Below are 15,248 nucleotides of genomic sequence, written 5' to 3'. Positions count from 1 at the left end.
AAGGTAAGTTTAAACTTAACTTTTACGTTGTAGCGATAAAGCGTTCACACAATATCTTAGCTTGCTTGGTGCAGGACCATCAGGAAATACATGGCCTAAATGCGCATCGCAGGTATTGCAGGTGATTTCTACGCGGCTTCTAAGCAGGCTATCATCTGTGTGATAAGCAATCGCATTTTCTTTGAGCGGTTGGGTGAAAGATGGCCAGCCAGTGCCAGAGTCAAACTTTTCGGTTGAATCAAATAGTAAAGTGTCACAGCAGGCGCATGCATAAATACCTGCTTCGAAATGGGTGCACATGGGCGAGCTAAACGGCCGTTCAGTGCCAGCATTGCGTGTGACGTCATACACTTCATCGGACAATAAGCTTTTCCACTCTTCGCTCGTTTTAACTAAGCGCGTATCAGGACCTAGGTTGCCCTGGCTAACGAGTTTTTGAATACTTTCCCAAGTGAGCATTTGAATTTTCCTGATCGGTATATTGGTTAATCAGTGAATTGACTGCAGCTTATGCCATTTTGTTCCGTTTTTGATGCACTGGTTTTTTGGCTTAGGACAACGCTTTTTCAATGCGATCTAGCGCATTTTTAAGATTGTCCATCGACGTTGCGAAGGAAATTCTGAAGTAACCTTCAGCGCCAAATGCTGAACCTGGCACAACCGCCACGCCGACTTGTTCTAGTAGATATTCTGAAAGCGCCATGTCGGTTGCTTCTTTAATTTTGCCTTCTTTTTGCAAGTTGATAATGGCCTCTCTTGCATCTGGAAAAGCATAAAAAGCGCCGCCCGCTTTAATACACTTAAGTCCACGCATTTTGTTAAAACGATCGACCACATAATCATGACGTTTAATAAATGCTTCTACCATTGGCGTAATGCATTCTTGAGGACCATCTAAAGCCGCTTGTGCGGCCACTTGTGAGATCGAGGTTGGGTTAGAAGTCGATTGCGACTGTAAAATTTCCATTGCTTTAATAATATAAGCAGGGCCTGCCGCATAACCGATACGCCAGCCCGTCATTGAGTAAGCTTTTGAAACTCCGTTGAGCACGATGCAGCGTGGTTTTAATTCTGGGGCGGCATTGAGAATGTTATAGAACTTTTCACCAGTGAGGTTCACGTGCTCGTACATGTCGTCAGTGGCAACTAATACATGGGGATGACGCTTCAAGACTTCACCCAAGGCTTTTAATTCTTCAAAGCTATAAACCGCACCAGTTGGGTTGGAAGGTGAATTAATCATGAATAACTTGGTTTTTGGCGTAATCGCCGCCTCTAATTGTGCAGGCAATAGTTTGAAGCCTTGCTCAATGCCACATTCAATGATGACTGGCTTGGCACCTGCAACAAGTGCGATATCCGCATATGAAACCCAGTAAGGCGCAGGCACGATGACTTCGTCACCATGATTTAAAACGGCTAAAGCCAGGTTAAAAATACATTGTTTGCCACCTACGCCAACAATGACTTCTTTGTCTGTGTAATCAAAACCGTTTTGATTTTTGAATTTTGCAACGATGGCTTTCTTTAAGCCAGGAATGCCCGCAACAGGCGTGTATTTGGTAAAGCCACTATCAATTGCTTGTTTAGCAGCATCCTTAATGTGTTGAGGGGTATCAAAGTCTGGTTCACCAGCACCGAGCCCGATGATGTCTTTACCTTCAGATTTTAATTTCGCGGCACGAGCAGTGACTGCAAGGGTGGGGGATTCTTTGATGGCTTGAACACGTTGAGAAAGGATAGAGTGCGCTGCTTGTTCCAAAATGACGTCCTTGAGCTTAAAAATGAGCTAAAACGAGATTTTACTCAAAAAACCGCCCGCTTGAAACCTGCAGCACCCTAATATTGCATCCTTATTACACGTTTAAACGTTAATTGGAGCGATTAACGACGTTTTTCGCATTTGTCACCACAAGTGATCGCTTGGTTAAACTCTTCTGCGGTGTCTGTGTCGATCGAACTAATGGCTAACTTCATGGCTTGCACTTCTTTAATGTTGCCTTGTTCAGCAGCGAGAAGTCCTAACCTGAACATTGCATCGACATTATCTTTGCTGAGTTCAAGCGCTTTGCGATAGGACTTTTCAGCATCCGGCTTCTGTTTAGTATTTTCTTGGGCGACGCCAAGTTCATACCAAGCTTCGGTATTATTAGGTTCATTTTTTACCCAGTTTTGGGAAACGACCAGAAGCTTAGACCAGTCACCTTGAATTTCAGGTTCTGCAATTTGCATGAAAAATGGTTTGTTTGCGTCATCTTCTTCCCAAAAAGTTTTTCCATCAATTGGGAATTTGGTCTCGATGGGCTGTTTCTCAACTGATGCCATCCATTCAATCGGAAGGGCGTAGAAGTAAGCATTTCTTCCAGGCGATTTGAAGGTGTTGATGCCAATCAGACGGCCATGACCATCAAATAAACCGCTACCACTTGCGCCCATTGAAAATCTGGCAGTGCTGCGAATAATGTAACCATTATTGAAAGGGTAAATCGACTTTAGCACGCCGTTTGCGTTGACCGGGCTTGGATTGCCGCTCGAGTGACCCATCCCAATAATCTCTTCACCCTTTTTCATGGTAGTTGCTGAACCGATTTCACTTGGGGCGAAAGGAGTGACGTCCGTAGCGATGAGGCACATGTCATGATAACGATCGGCTTGAATTTGTGTAATGCGGTAAGTGTCTTCGCCTCTTGAAATAAAGGGTTCAGGCGTTTTTCTGAAGATGTGACAGTTGGTCACTACTTTGTTTGGACCAACCACAACGCCTGATCCATAAGCCATGCTACCGTCAGTGGTGTATCCCTTGATCATCACGATTGAGAAAAAAGACTGCAACAACTTAACTCTGTCATAAGCTTGCGCGCTGGAAGCACTCATGATGAAAGCACATGAAAGCGCAATGACGATTTTTGTTTTTGTATTTTTGACGAAGTTCATCAGCAGGGCTCCAAATGGATGGTTTTTAAATGCAACTCTTTAAAGACATAATGCACTAAGGAAAGTTCGTGGTTTTCATGAATGCCTCACTTGGCAATCTTTAGTCAGTAAATTGACACACCCTGTTAAAATAACACGGTTTTCGAGCATTTTCATAGATCGTATTTTTTAAGGCTCACGCAATTGATCGTTACGTTTCCCAATAGCAAGTATCAGCTCCACCAACCATTTCCCCCAGCAGGGGATCAGCCTCAGGCAATTGAAAAGCTGACGGCAGGTATTGAGTCCGGCATGAAATACCAAACGCTGCTTGGTGTGACGGGCTCTGGCAAAACCTACACCATGGCTAATGTGATTGCGCGTACAGGTCGCCCAGCGATTGTTATGGCGCCGAATAAGACTTTGGCTGCTCAGCTTTATTCTGAGTTTCGTGAGTTTTTCCCGAATAATGCGGTGGAGTACTTTGTTTCTTACTACGATTACTATCAGCCAGAAGCTTATGTGCCGTCGCGTGATTTGTTCATTGAAAAAGACTCCAGCATTAATGAGCACATTGAACAGATGCGCCTCTCCGCGACTAAAGCTCTGCTAGAGCGAGATGATGCGATTATTGTGGCATCGGTGTCAGCCATTTACGGGATTGGCGATCCAGTGGATTACCATGGGATGGTCCTCCATCTTCAACAAGGAGAAAAGTTGAGCCAGCGTGATGCAATTTTGCGCTTGGTAGGCATGCAATATGACCGTAATGACTTCGATTTTTCTCGTGGCTGTTTCCGAGTGCGTGGTGATGTGATTGATGTATTCCCCGCCGAAAACAGTGAAACGGCCGTGCGTATTTCCTTGTTTGATGATGAAGTTGAAACCATTACCTTGTTTGATCCGCTCACAGGGCAGATGTTTAACAAGATTGCCCGCTATACCATTTACCCTTCAAGTCATTATGTCACGCCGCGTGAAACCACTGTTCGCGCCATGGAAAAGATTAAGCACGAACTTAAAAGCCGTGTAGATTTTTACATCAAAGAGGGAAAACTCGTTGAGGCACAGCGTATTGAGCAGCGTACCCGCTTTGATTTGGAAATGCTCAACGAGATTGGATTTTGTAAAGGTATTGAGAACTACTCACGCCATCTATCAGGGCGTGGCCCTGGCGATCCACCGCCAACGCTGATTGATTATCTTCCCAAAAACGCCATCATGGTGATGGACGAAAGCCATGTCACTGTTCCCCAAATTGGTGCGATGTATAAGGGTGATCGGTCACGTAAAGAAAATCTGGTGGATTATGGCTTTCGCTTGCCTTCGGCTTTGGATAATCGTCCACTCAAGTTTGAAGAGTTTGAGAAAATCATGCGCCAAACTGTTTTTGTGTCTGCGACACCTGCGGAGTATGAAGCCAACCATCAGCAACAAGTGGTGGAGCAGGTGGCAAGGCCAACGGGCTTGGTTGACCCTGAAATCATTGTGAAACCAGCAGATACACAAGTAGACGACTTGCTCTCTGAGATTAAACTACGCGTAGCGGTGGGTGAGCGTGTTTTGGCGACAACTTTAACCAAGCGCATGTCTGAAGATTTAACCGACTATCTAAGCGAGCATGGCGTCAAAGTGCGTTATTTGCATTCGGATATTGATACGGTTGAACGTGTCGAGATCATTCGCGATTTACGCTTAGGTGAGTTTGATGTGCTTGTGGGCATTAACTTGTTACGTGAAGGCTTGGACATTCCTGAAGTATCCTTGGTCGCGGTGTTAGACGCAGACAAAGAAGGCTTTTTGCGCTCAGAGCGTTCATTGATTCAAACGGCAGGCCGTGCTGCACGTAACCTAAATGGCAAGGTCATTTTTTACGCTAATCGTATTACCCGTTCCATGAAGTTAGCGATGGATGAAACCGAGCGTCGCCGCACCAAGCAGATTGCTTTCAACCTTGAGCATGGCATTACCCCCAAAGGCGTGGTGAAGCGCATTAAAGACATTATCGATGGTGTGTATGACAAAGATGATGCTGAGCGCGAACGTAAAGCGGCGCAAGATCAGGCCAATTACGACGTGCTGAGCGAGAAGCAACTGCTCAAAGAAATGAAGCGTCTAGAAAAAGCGATGCACGATAGCGCTAAGAATCTAGAGTTTGAGAAAGCGGCTGATTTTAGAGATCAGCTTAAAAAACTCAAAGAGAAGTTTTATGGCGCCAATGTAGATGACTTAAGTCCATAATCACTTTAAGTTTCGTTACCGTCTGTTAATCCTGATTTTCTTCTTACATTGGCGGACATGCCAAGCACTGGTATGGCGCCAATGTGGATGATTTTGGCGTGTGAACAATCGGCTTTAGCCGATATGTTCCACGGACAGGGCCCTTGCGGCCCCACGCGATAAGCTAATTATTTTCCGAACGTCGACAGATATGCCAAGCATTGGTATGGTGTCGGCACTCATTACTTGGCTGAGTGATATTAGTTTTGTTCTAGCACTTCCAAGAAGTCATCGCCATAACGCGCTAACTTTGCTTGCCCAACACCACTGATGCGTCCAAGTTCGGTCAAACTGCTAGGTCGTTGGTTCATAATCTCCAGCAAGGTGCTGTCGTGGAAAATCAAATAAGGCGGCACGCCTTGAGATTTTGCCAACTCCATTCGTTTAGCCTTTAGTGCTAACCACAGCGGGTCGTCATTTGCACCTGGGTAGGCTTCTCGAGCACGTGAGGCACGTTCGGCAGTGCTTGAGCGCTTCTCTGGCTCCGCATCTCGGCGTTGCCATACTTCTAATTCGCCTTTTAATACAGGTTTAGCCATTTCAGTGAGTTTTAAACCGCCGTAGGCTTGGAAATCAACATCCAAGTAGCCACTTGCTGCTAATTGTCTATAAACGCTACTCCATTGTGATTGGTTAAGATTTTTACCGATACCATAGGTGCTCAGTTGTTCGTGTTGAAATCGCTCAATTTGAGCGGTTCTTTTACCCAGCAATACATCAATTAAATGGCCTGCACCAAAGCGTTGCCCCGTTCGGTACACACATGAAAGCGCCATTCTTGCTGCTTGCGTTGCATCCCATGTGTCGGCAGGCGTGAGGCAGTTATCGCATTGTTCACAATCTCCTGGATGCTCTTCGCCAAAGTAATGAAGAATGGCTTGATGTCGGCAACTGGTTGATTCACAAAAGCCGAGGAGGGCGTCCAGCTTATGTTTTTCTAAACGTTTGCGTTCATCAGAAGCGTCTCCACTATCAAGCATTTGACGCATAGAAACAACATCGCCCAGGCCGTAGGTCATCCAAGCGTTCGCGGCGAAGCCATCACGACCAGCGCGACCGGTTTCTTGATAATAACTTTCCATGCTTTTGGGTAAATCTAAATGGGCGACAAAGCGCACATTGGGTTTGTCGATACCCATGCCAAAGGCAATGGTGGCAACCATAATCACAGCCTCTTCACGTAAGAATTGACGTTGGTTTTTCTCGCGTATTTTAGCGTCTAAGCCTGCATGGTAAGGAAGCGCAGGCCAGCCTTTAGAAGCTAACCACTCCGCCGTTTCTTCCACCTTTTTACGGGATAGGCAATAAATGATCCCAGCATCGTTTGGATGCTGCGTTTCAATAAAATGGAGCAATTGTTGGCGAGCGTTATTTTTTTGAGTGACGTGGTAGCGAATGTTAGGGCGATCAAAGCTTGAGACGAATTGTGCGGCATTCTCTAGCTTAAGCTGATGAATAATTTCAGCCCTTGTTGCGGCATCTGCTGTAGCGGTCAGAGCGATTCTCGGTATATCAGGAAAGCGTTCATGCAAAATGGTGAGTTGGCGATATTCTGGTCGAAAGTCATGACCCCATTGAGACACACAATGCGCCTCGTCAATGGCAAATAAGGCCAGTCCTACATTGTTATTTACTTGATCGAGTAGCTGTAGAAAGCTACTTGCCATCAATCTTTCGGGTGCAACATAAAGAATTTTCAGCTCTCCTCGGAGCGCTTGTCTGGTGATGGTTTGGGTATCTTCAATGCTCAAACTAGAATTTAAATAAGCTGCGTTAATGCCAAGCTGCTGCAGCGCCTCTACTTGGTTTTGCATCAACGCAATCAGCGGTGAAACGATAATTGCTAGGCCATCCCTTAAAATACTTGGAATTTGGTAACAAAGGGACTTCCCACCGCCTGTTGGCATGAGAACGAGGGCGTCTCCACCTGTCGAAACATGATTCACAATCGTGGCTTGTTGGTCACGAAATGCTTGATAACCAAAGGTATTTTGTAGAATTTCTAAAGCGCGTGTCGACATAGATACTTTTTGTTGGCCTAGAAAAATGAAAAAGCCCCGATAAACTGGGGCTTTTGATTGCAGTGCTATAAAACTAACTTATTTCTGCGTTTGCACGATGACTAAAGGCTCATCTTTCGCAGCTTCGTCAGCTTTCTTTTGCCATGCAGCAGTTTTACGTGGTTTTTTTGGGGCTTCGGCTTCCACAACAACTGCCGCTTTCGTTTCAGCTTTTGTTTCAACTAATTGCAAGCCACTTGCAGCTAAATCCACTGGTTTGGCTTTTGCAGCAGGTTTGCGAGCAGGGCGCGCCTTTTTCTCAGCGGGTGCTTTTGCTGATTTATCTTCGCTGGCTTCAGCAATTGATTCATCCTTAGAAGCTTTTACTGCTTTCGCTGGTTTTTCAGTCTGCACAGGTTTTGTTGTTACCACTTCAATTGCTTCAGTCGCAACTTTTTCAATCTTGACCGCTTCAACGTTTGGCGATGCCACTTTGATTGATTCAGCCGGTTGAGTCGTTTCTGTTACAGGAGCTACTGCAGCATTAGTCACATCGACGATTTGTTCATTTTCAACAAATGGACGATCGCCAGCTGGTCTCTCTTGACGAGGACCACGGTCACGACGACCATTGCGGCTTCGACGATTGCGGCCTTCGCGTGGCTCACGCTGCTCAACATTTTGCTCACCTTGTGTGGATTGTGCACCTTCGACTTGGCCATTTTGTGCCACTGGCTGAGGTCTTGGTTGCTGTTGTGGTCTTGGTTGACGTGGTTCTTGGTTACGTTGTGGACGTTCACCTTGGTTTTGCTGCGGACGCTCAGCCTGTGTGGCTTGATTGTTACGCTCTGGACGGTCACCACGTTCATTGCGATTACGGTTGCGATTACGGTTGCGATTGTTATCGCGACGACCATTGTTCTCACGTGTTTCAGGTTTTGGGGCTTCTGATTTGGTGAGTGAGCCTAACCAGTTGGTGAAGCGAGTCAATAACGAAACGGCTTTCTCAACCTTTTCAACACTAATAGGCGCTGGGGCTGATGGCGTGATACCACGAACAGCTGCGACTTGTTTAACAGCTTTTACTTCGGTTGCCGCGTGGTTATGCACTTCTTCTTCAGTAGGCATTTCGACCATTTGGTAACTGCGTGGACCGTCTTCTGCACTGTCATCGCTCTTAATGCGCGTGATAGTGTAGTTAGGGGTTTCAAGATGAATGTTAGGGATCAACACCACTTCAACACCTGTACGTTGTTCGATTTTGTGAATGTCAGCACGTTTTTCATTCAGCAAGAACGTTGCTGCTTCAACAGGTAATTGCACTTGAATCGCTTTGCTGTTTTCTTTCATGGCTTCTTCTTGGGTAATACGCAAGATATGAAGCGCTGTTGATTCGATGCCGCGGATATGACCAGTGCCATGGCAGCGTGGGCAAGGAATGTGGTTGCTTTCACCCAAGCTTGGACGTAAGCGTTGACGTGATAGCTCTAATAGGCCAAATCGTGAAATCTTGCCAGTTTGAACACGCGCACGATCGTAGTGCAATGCTTCACGTAAGCGGTTTTCCACGTCACGTTGGTTGCGTTGGCTTTCCATGTCGATAAAGTCGATGACAACCAAACCGCCTAAGTCACGTAAAGTAATTGACGTGCAACTTCTTCAGCCGCTTCTAAGTTCGTATTGAATGCAGTGTGCTCAATGTCGCTCCCTTTAGTAGAACGACCCGAGTTAACGTCTACCGAAACTAAAGCTTCCGTGTGGTCAATGACGATGGCGCCGCCAGAAGGCAAACGTACTTCACGTGAGAACGCGGTTTCGATTTGGTGTTCAATTTGGAAGCGTGAAAATAAAGGTGTTTCATCTTGGTATAACTTAACGCGAGCAACATGACCAGGCATTACATGGTTCATGAACTGAATAGCTTGTTCATGGATATCAGGTGTGTCGATGAGGATTTCACCGATATCTGGTTGGAAGTAATCGCGAATGGCGCGAATCACTAAACTGCCTTCTTGGTAAATCAGGAAAGGGCCGTTTTGAATGGTTGATGCGCTTTCAACAGCGGTCCAAAGTTGCAGGAGATAGTTTAAATCCCATTGCAACTCTTCCAAGTTGCGGCCAATGCCAGCGGTGCGTGCAATGATGCTCATGCCGTTAGGCACTTCTAATTGCGCCATGATGTCACGGAGTTCGTTGCGGTCTTCGCCTTCGATGCGGCGTGAAACACCACCACCACGTGGGTTATTTGGCATTAAGACCAAATAACGTCCAGCAAGAGAGATGAATGTTGTAAGGGCTGCGCCTTTGTTGCCTCGTTCGTCTTTGTCGACTTGAACGATCAGCTCTTGACCTTCTTTCAGCACGTCTTGAATACGTGCACGACCACCTTCCGCATCGTTGAGGAAGTAGCTGCGCGCGACTTCTTTGAACGGCAAGAAGCCGTGTCTATCGGTGCCGTAGTTAACAAAGGCAGCTTCGAGTGATGGCTCGATGCGGGTAATTACGCCTTTGTAGATATTGCTCTTACGTTGTTCTTTACCAGCTGATTCGATATCGAGGTCAATGAGCTTTTGACCGTCGACGATTGCAACGCGCAATTCTTCAGATTGCGTTGCGTTAAATAACATGCGTTTCATTGTATTAACTCCCGCGCTCAAGGCGGGTTAGCGAATATTGCTATGCGATTAGAGGTGAGGAAAGGCTAGGGTTGAATAGGTAGGTTAATGCCAAACATCGGCTTGTTGTTAACGCTACCCCAGCAGTAAATCTGCCAGAAACTTTGCAGGGGCTTGTTCGAACACTGAATCATTACATTGCTAACTTTTACTTTTGTCTATGGCTTTTGTTCTTGCCATCGTCAGCGGGTGATGCTTTTTATAAAAGTTATTCACCCGTTAATCCAACGCGTTTTAACGCGTATCAGATTGAATTTGTTAACGAAGTAACTCGTTTTGTGTCCTGTTAAGCTTTCTTGCTCTTATTCTGTCTTTTAATTTAGATTCGGTTTAGCTGACATATCAGCTAAAATTCAAAGTTCTAGCAATTCCAAACCGCGCCATCGCTTATACTCTTGAGTATTGCAATTCATCCGCAGCGGCTTGAGCGCTTTAATTTTTAGTACATAAAATCGCTACTTATTTTATTTGGCGAGCGAGATTAACCAAGGTATCTTTTAAGACTTTCAATTCATTCGTTGAATAAGCGCTTAGCGCATTTACTTCAATAGTTTCGTAGTATAGGTGAGATGACAAATTTAAGCAAAATAAGTAATGAAATTAGTGAATCAAGCGCGGCAATGCTTGAAGTTGATGAGGCAAGTGAAGGTCAACGGATTGATAATTTCCTCACCAAAACCCTTAAAGGCGTTCCTAAAAGTCATCTTTATCGCATTCTTCGGAGCGGAGAAGTGCGCGTCAATAAAAAACGCATCGATGCGACTTACAAACTGGCGATGGGGGATTTAGTTCGCATTCCACCAATACGTGCAACAGTGGCGCAAGTGGATGTTGAGCAACAAAAGCCGGTGACTGCGCGTTTGGAGAAATGCATCGTCTTTGAAGATGATGCTATGTTGGTGCTCGATAAGCCAGCTGGTATGGCTGTGCACGGTGGAAGTGGCGTGAGCAAAGGCGTGATTGAACAGTTAAGGTTGGAGCGCCCTCAAGCTAAATTCCTGGAATTAGTACACCGCTTAGATAGAGAAACATCAGGTGTGCTGATGGTAGGTAAAAAACGCAGTGCTTTAGTTGCCTTGCATGAAGCGATGCGTCGCAATCAAATGGACAAGCGCTACTTTATGTTAGTTAAAGGGCATTGGACGGAGAAAAAGAAACACGTCACCTTAACACTGCAAAAGTATTTGCTTGAAAACGGTGAGCGCCGTGTGAGTGTGGTGACAGGGCGTCCAGACCCAAGGGCGGAAGATGAAGGCCAAACATCGGAGACGATTTTTCATCTAAAAGCGCATTATGGTGATTTTAGCTTGCTCGAAGCACAACTTATTACCGGCCGCACCCATCAGCTGCGTGTGCAATTGGCGCATTTGGGCTTCCCGATTGCAGGCGATGATAAATATGGCGATTTTGCTTTAAATAAAGCACTTCAAAAGAGTGGTTTGAAACGTATGTTTTTGCATTCGGCAGAAACCAATATTCGCCATCCGCTCACGGCAGAAAAGCTCAAGCTCATTGCGCCGTTACCTCCAGAATTAGATAGATTCCTTCAAAAACTTGCTTCAGAAAACTAAAATACCAAGATGCAGAATAATTACGATTTAATCATTTTTGATTGGGATGGCACTTTGGCTAACTCGACCCAGTTGATTGTGGACGCTATATGCAAGGGCAGTGTAGAAGTGGGTTTGCCTGAACCCACACAAACCGCAGCAAGTGGCATTATTGGCTTAGGCTTTCGTGAGGCCGTTTATGATTTATTTGGCCGTATTCCCGATGCGCAATTAGCCGAGCTGACAGCGCGATATACGCATTATTATGGTCAGGGTGAAGACCACATACCTCTATTTGATGGTGTCCCCGAAACCATTGCACATTTAACTGAAAAGGGCGTGCCGCTTGCGGTTGCTACTGGAAAAGGCCGTCGAGGCTTAAATAAGGCGTTGGCGAATAGCGGGATTGCACATCATTTTGTTGCGACTCGCTGCGTGGATGAGTGTCACTCCAAGCCACATCCGCAAATGATTTTAGATTTAATGGATGAAGTGGCGGCAACACCTGAGCGCACTTTGATGGTAGGTGACACCAGTTTTGATTTGCAGATGGCAAAAAATGCTAATGTCGCTAGCCTAGGCGTAACTTATGGTGCGCACCCATTAGAGCGCTTGTTGCCACATGAGCCTTTGGCACATTTTAATCTATTCAAGGATTTAAGCACTTGGCTTAAAGCTAACGTTTAAATATGAGTCATCAGCGCATTATTTGTAAAAGTGAGGATCTGCTCGAAAAAGGTAAGGGTGTTCGCTTTGAGCTACCTGAGCTTGGTGAGCGCGTAACAGCCTTTGCAGTAAGGTTTAATGGCGTTGCCTACCTTATATCAATCAATGCGCGCATTTGCCCGTGGAGCTAGATTGGAATGAGGGCGATTTTTTTACGAGAGAGCAGGATTACCTCATTTGTGCGACCCATGGTGCGCAATATGAGCCTCATACAGGGTATTGTGTACTCGGGCCTTGCCAGGGGAAACGATTGAGGCCAATTGTGGTCAATGAACAAAATGGTCTTGTTTCCATTACACTAGATCAACATTAATTTATTTTAATATTTTAAGAGAGAGTTGCATGTCTGACAGCGAACAAAATTCATCTAATTGGGAACGTGAAGTTTTAGAAAAGTTAGCATTTCAATCGCTAAAAGAACAAAAGCGGAATCGTTTTTGGAGTATTTTCTTCAAATCACTCACGTTGCTCTGGCTGTTCTTAACGTTATTTTATATGTTTAATTGGATAGGGGGCGCAAGTGGTAATAGCGCTGAAGACCATACCGCCCTGATTGATATTCAAGGTGAAATTGGTGCACAAGATCAAGTGAATGCTGATTCAGTCATTTCTAGCTTGCATGATGCCTACGATAATAAACACACTAAAGGTGTGATTTTGCGTATTAACAGCCCAGGCGGTAGTCCTGTGCAAGCAGGCATTATTAATGATGAAATCAAGCGTCAGCGTCAACTGCATCCAGAGATTCCTGTATATGCGGTAGTCGAGGACATTTGTGCCTCAGGTGGTTATTACATTGCTGTTGCGGCAGATAAGATTTATGTAGATAAAGCCAGTATTATTGGATCTATCGGCGTGTTAATGGATGGTTTTGGTTTTACAGGCGCCATGGAGAAGTTTGGTGTTGAGCGTCGATTAATGACCGCAGGCGAAAACAAGGCCATGCTTGATTCGTTCTCACCAGTGAATCCAAAACATAAGGCGTTGGCGCAAGCAATGTTGAATGAAGTGCATCAGCAATTTATTAGTGTGGTGCGTGAAGGACGCGGTAAGCGCTTAAAAGAAACACCAGAAACTTTTAGTGGCTTGTTTTGGAGTGGTGAAGCGGGTATTAAAATGGGCTTGGCTGATGAGCTAGGTAGCTATGAGTTCGTAGCGCGTGAAGTGATTAAACAGGAAAATATAGTGGATTTTACCGCTTCAGAGGGTTTGGCTGATCGTGTTGCGAGGAAGTTTGGTGCATCCATGACGCAGTCTTTGTTTAAAGGTATGAGCTTACGTTAACACTCTAACCCATTGAAAAAAATAAAAAAGGCTGATTAATATCAGCCTTTTTTATTAAGCAATCTTTACATTTCTTAATGCTGCGTTTTATCTTTAAAGTAATTAATTAAGCTATTGGTTGAACCATCATGGTCGGTGACTTGATTGGTGCTTGATAATTGCGGCAAAATCTTTTGTGCAATTTGTTTACCAAACTCAACACCCCATTGATCAAACGAGTTGATGTTCCAGATGATGCCTTGCACAAAAATCTTATGCTCATAAAGCGCAATCAGCTCACCTAATGCTTTAGGGGTGAGTTCATCAATCAAAATGGTATTGGTAGGGCGATTACCACCAAATACACGATGTGGCATGAGCTCCATAATGAGGTGATGATCTAAGCCTTGCTCTTCTAGCTCAGCTTTCACTTCTTTGGCTGTCTTGCCTTGCATGAGGGCTTTTGTTTGCGCAAAGATATTAGAGACTAAGATCTTGTGATGCTCATCACCATGTTCACCAATTTTGTATTGGCTACGTAGCGGCACTAAAAAGTCACAAGGGATTAGCTTGTTGCCTTGATGAATCAGCTGATAAAAAGCATGTTGGCCGTTGGTGCCAGCTTCACCCCAGATAATTGGGCCTGTGCTGTAAGTAATTCGCTCACCGCTGCGATTAACAAACTTACCATTACTTTCCATGTCGCCTTGTTGCAAATAGGCTGGAAACCTTGATAGTCCTTGGTCGTAGGGTAAAATGGCCTGCGTTTCGGCTTCAAAGAAGTTGTTATACCAAACCCCTAACATCGCCAAAATCACTGGCATGTTCTTTTCTAAAGGGGCTGTTCTGAAATGGTTGTCCATTTCATGCGCACCCTCTAACAGTGCTTCGAAGTTATCCATGCCCACATACAAGGCGATGGATAAGCCAATCGCTGACCATAATGAATAACGGCCACCCACCCAGTCCCAAAACTCGAACATATTGGATGGATCAATCCCAAACTCTTGCACTGCCATAGCGTTGGTTGAAAGCGCGACAAAATGCTTAGCAATATGCGCATGGTCTTTAGCGGTTTTTAAGAACCAAGCACGTGCAGAGCGCGCATTGGTCATGGTTTCTTGTGTCGTAAAGGTTTTTGAGGCGACGATGAATAATGTCGTTTCAGGATCGCAAACTTCTAAAGCTTGCGCCAAATGTGTGCCATCAATGTTTGAAACGAAATGTACGTTTAAGTCTTTTTGCGCATATGCCTTGAGCGCCGTGCACACCATGACAGGACCAAGATCAGAGCCGCCAATACCGATGTTCACAATATCGGTAATGCGTTTACCAGTGTAGCCAAGCCATTTTCCGTTACGTACGTTATCGCTGAATGTGCGCATTTGCGCTAAAACACGATTCACTTCAGGCATCACATCTTTGCCATCAACAAGCACAGGTTGATTACTGCGGTTGCGAAGTGCTGTATGCAAAACCGCTCTGTTTTCTGTGAAGTTGATTTTTTCACCAGAAAACATCTTTTCACGCCATGCTTCGATATCGCTTTGACGGGCAAGATTGGTAAGTAAAGACATGGTCTTTACAGAGACTCTTTGCTTAGAGTAGTCCAATAAAAAGTCATTGAATTTTAACGATAAAGTGTCAAATCTTTTAGGGTCTTCTGCAAACATATCACGCATTTGCAAAGGGAAGATTTCTTGAAAGTGTTCGTTAAGTGCTTGCCATGCTGGCGAATTTGTTGGATTAGTCATGCTTTATTATTCGGTTGATTTCGCAATATTATAATTTATTTAAGGCGGTTTGATTGGTAAAGTTACATGTCGCATGTGCGAAATTAG

At 45.0% G+C, this 15,248-nt stretch carries 10 protein-coding genes and 1 pseudogene; 5 read left to right on the top strand and 6 right to left on the bottom strand.

The window, feature by feature from the left end; translation table 11 throughout:
- Positions 1-15 precede the first annotated feature (15 nt).
- From msrB to BN1209_RS04595, 3 genes are all read right to left on the bottom strand, one after another.
- Positions 16-459 carry a peptide-methionine (R)-S-oxide reductase MsrB gene (gene msrB, locus BN1209_RS04605; RefSeq protein WP_045751156.1) on the bottom strand — a complete coding sequence of 148 codons (444 nt, stop codon included), beginning with the start codon at positions 457-459 and terminating at the stop codon, positions 16-18.
- A 91-nt stretch (positions 460-550) separates the two neighbouring features.
- Positions 551-1,762 (bottom strand): pyridoxal phosphate-dependent aminotransferase, encoded by a 1,212-nt coding sequence (locus BN1209_RS04600; RefSeq protein ID WP_045751155.1) that lies wholly within the window; start codon positions 1,760-1,762, stop codon positions 551-553.
- Between the two features lie 122 nt (positions 1,763-1,884).
- Positions 1,885-2,934, bottom strand: a complete 1,050-nt coding sequence (locus BN1209_RS04595) for a S1 family peptidase (protein WP_045751154.1) — start codon at positions 2,932-2,934, stop codon at positions 1,885-1,887.
- Positions 2,935-3,117: 183 nt separating this feature from the next.
- On the opposite strand from BN1209_RS04595, the gene uvrB reads away from it, so the two are divergent.
- Positions 3,118-5,154: an excinuclease ABC subunit UvrB gene (gene uvrB, locus BN1209_RS04590; RefSeq protein WP_045751153.1), complete on the top strand. Its 2,037-nt coding sequence runs from the start codon at positions 3,118-3,120 to the stop codon at positions 5,152-5,154.
- Positions 5,155-5,393: 239 nt separating this feature from the next.
- Here uvrB and recQ read toward each other — a convergent pair whose 3' ends face one another.
- Positions 5,394-7,214: a DNA helicase RecQ gene (gene recQ, locus BN1209_RS04585; RefSeq protein WP_045751152.1), complete on the bottom strand. Its 1,821-nt coding sequence runs from the start codon at positions 7,212-7,214 to the stop codon at positions 5,394-5,396.
- Between the two features lie 78 nt (positions 7,215-7,292).
- Positions 7,293-9,829 (bottom strand): annotated as a pseudogene (locus BN1209_RS04580) (Rne/Rng family ribonuclease).
- Positions 9,830-10,437: 608 nt separating this feature from the next.
- Here BN1209_RS04580 and BN1209_RS04575 point away from each other — a divergent pair.
- From BN1209_RS04575 to BN1209_RS04560, 4 genes are all read left to right on the top strand, one after another.
- The gene (locus BN1209_RS04575) at positions 10,438-11,439 is read left to right on the top strand and encodes an RluA family pseudouridine synthase (protein ID WP_045751151.1); all 1,002 of its coding nucleotides are present in this window, start codon (positions 10,438-10,440) and stop codon (positions 11,437-11,439) included.
- Between the two features lie 9 nt (positions 11,440-11,448).
- Positions 11,449-12,105, top strand: a complete 657-nt coding sequence (locus tag BN1209_RS04570) for an HAD family hydrolase (protein WP_045751150.1) — start codon at positions 11,449-11,451, stop codon at positions 12,103-12,105.
- Between the two features lie 160 nt (positions 12,106-12,265).
- Positions 12,266-12,457, top strand: a complete 192-nt coding sequence (locus BN1209_RS09280; protein ID WP_320408779.1) for a Rieske (2Fe-2S) protein — start codon at positions 12,266-12,268, stop codon at positions 12,455-12,457.
- Between the two features lie 29 nt (positions 12,458-12,486).
- Positions 12,487-13,428, top strand: a complete 942-nt coding sequence (locus tag BN1209_RS04560; protein WP_045751149.1) for a S49 family peptidase — start codon at positions 12,487-12,489, stop codon at positions 13,426-13,428.
- Between the two features lie 74 nt (positions 13,429-13,502).
- On the opposite strand, the gene pgi is transcribed toward BN1209_RS04560, so the two are convergent.
- Entirely contained in the window at positions 13,503-15,161 is a 1,659-nt protein-coding gene (gene pgi / locus BN1209_RS04555; RefSeq protein ID WP_045751148.1) for a glucose-6-phosphate isomerase, read from the bottom strand.
- Positions 15,162-15,248 lie beyond the last annotated feature (87 nt).

It is taken from the genome of Candidatus Methylopumilus turicensis (assembly GCF_000953015.1).
Classification (GTDB): domain Bacteria; phylum Pseudomonadota; class Gammaproteobacteria; order Burkholderiales; family Methylophilaceae; genus Methylopumilus_A; species Methylopumilus_A turicensis.
Note: the sequence above shows the minus strand (reverse complement) of the source record. Positions and strands in the feature narration are given on the sequence as shown.